The 3224-nt window shown below is 59.5% G+C and carries 4 protein-coding genes and 1 pseudogene; 4 read left to right on the forward strand and 1 reads right to left on the reverse strand.

Features of this window, described 5'->3' with window-relative positions:
- On the forward strand, positions 1-681 hold a 681-nt coding region (locus tag PSF31_RS20955; RefSeq protein WP_228142026.1), incomplete at its 5' end, for a DUF3363 domain-containing protein.
- Between the two features lie 95 nt (positions 682-776).
- Here the strand turns inward: PSF31_RS20955 and PSF31_RS20960 are convergent.
- Complete coding sequence (locus PSF31_RS20960; RefSeq protein ID WP_262961194.1) at positions 777-905, reverse strand: hypothetical protein; 129 nt, start codon at positions 903-905, stop codon at positions 777-779.
- Here PSF31_RS20960 and floR point away from each other — a divergent pair.
- The 3 genes and pseudogenes from floR to PSF31_RS20975 all read left to right on the forward strand — a co-directional run.
- Entirely contained in the window at positions 904-2118 is a 1215-nt protein-coding gene (floR, locus tag PSF31_RS20965) for a chloramphenicol/florfenicol efflux MFS transporter FloR (RefSeq protein ID WP_000214122.1), read from the forward strand. The genes PSF31_RS20960 and floR overlap by 2 nt on opposite strands.
- A gap of 27 nt (positions 2119-2145) precedes the next feature.
- Positions 2146-2451, forward strand: a complete 306-nt coding sequence (locus PSF31_RS20970; RefSeq protein ID WP_001255015.1) for a LysR family transcriptional regulator — start codon at positions 2146-2148, stop codon at positions 2449-2451.
- Between the two features lie 111 nt (positions 2452-2562).
- Positions 2563-3224, forward strand: a pseudogene (locus PSF31_RS20975) (IS91-like element ISCR2 family transposase); the annotation flags it as partial.

A 3224-nucleotide genomic window follows, 5' to 3' on the forward strand; every position in this document is an offset into this window, starting at 1 on the left:
TGCCGCGTTCCAGGCGGCGACTATGAGGGCTATGTCGATGCCCATGTGCGCCGGCTGGAGGCGCTACGCCGGGCCGGTATCGTCGAGCGGATCGACGCCGACCAATGGCGCATCCCCGATGATCTGGTCAGCCGTGCCGCCGCCCATGACGCCGGCCGAGACAGTCAGGCCAGCGTTCGCGTCCTTTCCCCGGTCGATCTGAACAAACAGATCGGATCGGACGGCGCGACCTGGCTGGACCGGCGGCTGATCCACGGCGAGACGGCCGACCTTGCGCCAACCGGCTTCGGGCAACAAGTCCGCGAAGCCATGGACCAGCGCCGCGAGCACCATATCGAACAGGGCGACGCCACCCGCAGCCGGGACAGCCGCGTCTTCTACCGGCGCAACCTTCTCGCCATCCTGCGGGAGCGCGAGGTAGCCGGCGTCGGATCGGATATGGCTTTGAGTAAGGGCCTGCCGTTCCGCGCCGCCACGGACGGCGAGAGCGTCAGCGGCAAGTTTACCGGAACCGTGCATCTATCGAGCGGCAAGTTCGCCGTGGTCGAGAAATCCCATGAGTTCACCCTTGTCCCGTGGCGGCCGATCATCGACCGCCAACTCGGCCGCGAGGTTATGGGCATCGTGCAGGGCGGGTCGGTGTCGTGGCAGTTAGGGCGGCAGAGGGGGCTGGAACGCTGAGTGCGCCCATGCCGCATTGCGAAGCAAAAGATAATCTGATAAAATGTAGCAATTCATATTCGTAAGCGTGGAGTAATCAGATGGGAAATTCCAAGTCAGCAGACAAGTAAGCCGCAACAACCAGTATTGTTGTTGCGGCGCTCTGTAAGGCTAGTCTCATCTGATTGCTGACGAGCAGACGTCGCCCGGTATTCCTTAATCTTAATCGAGGGTTGATTCGTCATGACCACCACACGCCCCGCGTGGGCCTATACGCTGCCGGCAGCACTGCTGCTGATGGCTCCTTTCGACATCCTCGCTTCACTGGCGATGGATATTTATCTCCCTGTCGTTCCAGCGATGCCCGGCATCCTGAACACGACGCCCGCTATGATCCAACTCACGTTGAGCCTCTATATGGTGATGCTCGGCGTGGGCCAGGTGATTTTTGGTCCGCTCTCAGACAGAATCGGGCGACGGCCAATTCTACTTGCGGGCGCAACGGCTTTCGTCATTGCGTCTCTGGGAGCAGCTTGGTCTTCAACTGCACCGGCCTTTGTCGCTTTCCGTCTACTTCAAGCAGTGGGCGCGTCGGCCATGCTGGTGGCGACGTTCGCGACGGTTCGCGACGTTTATGCCAACCGTCCTGAGGGTGTCGTCATCTACGGCCTTTTCAGTTCGATGCTGGCGTTCGTGCCTGCGCTCGGCCCTATCGCCGGAGTATTGATCGGCGAGTTCTTGGGATGGCAGGCGATATTCATTACTTTGGCTATACTGGCGATGCTCGCACTCCTAAATGCGGGTTTCAGGTGGCACGAAACCCGCCCTCTGGATCAAGTCAAGACGCGCCGATCTGTCTTGCCGATCTTCGCGAGTCCGGCTTTTTGGGTTTACACTGTCGGCTTTAGCGCCGGTATGGGCACCTACTTCGTCTTCTTCTCGACGGCTCCCCGTGTGCTCATAGGCCAAGCGGAATATTCCGAGATCGGATTCAGCTTTGCCTTCGCCACTGTCGCGCTTGTAATGATCGTGACAACCCGTTTCGCGAAGTCCTTTGTCGCCAGATGGGGCATCGCAGGATGCGTGGCGCGTGGGATGGCGTTGCTTGTTTGCGGAGCGGTCCTGTTGGGGATCGGCGAACTTTACGGCTCGCCGTCATTCCTCACCTTCATCCTACCGATGTGGGTTGTCGCGGTCGGTATTGTCTTCACGGTGTCCGTTACCGCGAACGGCGCTTTGGCAGAGTTCGACGACATCGCGGGATCAGCGGTCGCGTTCTACTTCTGCGTTCAAAGCCTGATAGTCAGCATTGTCGGGACATTGGCGGTGGCACTTTTAAACGGTGACACAGCGTGGCCCGTGATCTGTTACGCCACGGCGATGGCGGTACTGGTTTCGTTGGGGCTGGTGCTCCTTCGGCTCCGTGGGGCTGCCACCGAGAAGTCGCCAGTCGTCTAACCGACGACTGGTAGCAGGCCCGCTCCGATGCGGCGCACTAACCATCGAAACCTCGTGAATGTCGGTATCCTGTCTGGCAGGATACCGCTCATTTCCCTTGTTCAGTTCATCGCCGTCGCCGAGCATCTGAATTTTCGGCATGCGGCCAAGGCACTTGGTATCAGCCAGTCGAGCGTCAGCGCGCGTGTGAAAGCGCTGGAGGATAACCTTGGTGTCCTGCTATTTGAGCGCCATGCGCGGGGCGTTCGGCTAACAGACGCAGGCAGGCACTTCATGGAGCGTGTCACGGCGGGTGTCGATCAACTCGATCACGCAGTGAAGACCGCGGAGTGACGGGCACTGGCTGGCAATGTCTAGCAACGGCAGGCATTTCGGCTGAGGGTAAAAGAACTTTCCGCTAAGCGATAGACTGTATGTAAACACAGTATTGCAAGGACGCGGAACATGCCTCATGTGGCGGCCAGGACGGCCAGCCGGGATCGGGATACTGGTCGTTACCAGAGCCACCGACCCGAGCAAACCCTTCTCTATCAGATCGTTGACGAGTATTACCCGGCATTCGCTGCGCTTATGGCAGAGCAGGGAAAGGAATTGCCGGGCTATGTGCAACGGGAATTTGAAGAATTTCTCCAATGCGGGCGGCTGGAGCATGGCTTTCTACGGGTTCGCTGCGAGTCTTGCCACGCCGAGCACCTGGTCGCTTTCAGCTGTAAGCGTCGCGGTTTCTGCCCGAGCTGTGGGGCGCGGCGGATGGCCGAAAGTGCCGCCTTGCTGGTTGATGAAGTACTGCCTGAACAACCCATGCGTCAGTGGGTGTTGAGCTTCCCGTTTCAGCTGCGTTTCCTGTTTGCCAGCCGGCCCGAGATCATGGGGTGGGTGCTGGGCATCGTTTACCGCGTCATTGCCACGCACCTGGTCAAGAAAGCGGGCCATACCCACCAAGTGGCCAAGACGGGCGCGGTCACCCTGATCCAGCGTTTTGGATCGGCGCTCAATCTGAATGTTCACTTCCACATGCTGTTTCTCGACGGTGTGTATGTCGAGCAATCCCACGGCTCAGCGCGTTTCCGCTGGGTCAAGGCGCCGACCAGCCCAGAGCTCACCCA

Source organism: Providencia sp. PROV156, from assembly GCF_028480905.1.
Lineage (GTDB): Bacteria > Pseudomonadota > Gammaproteobacteria > Enterobacterales > Enterobacteriaceae > Providencia > Providencia hangzhouensis.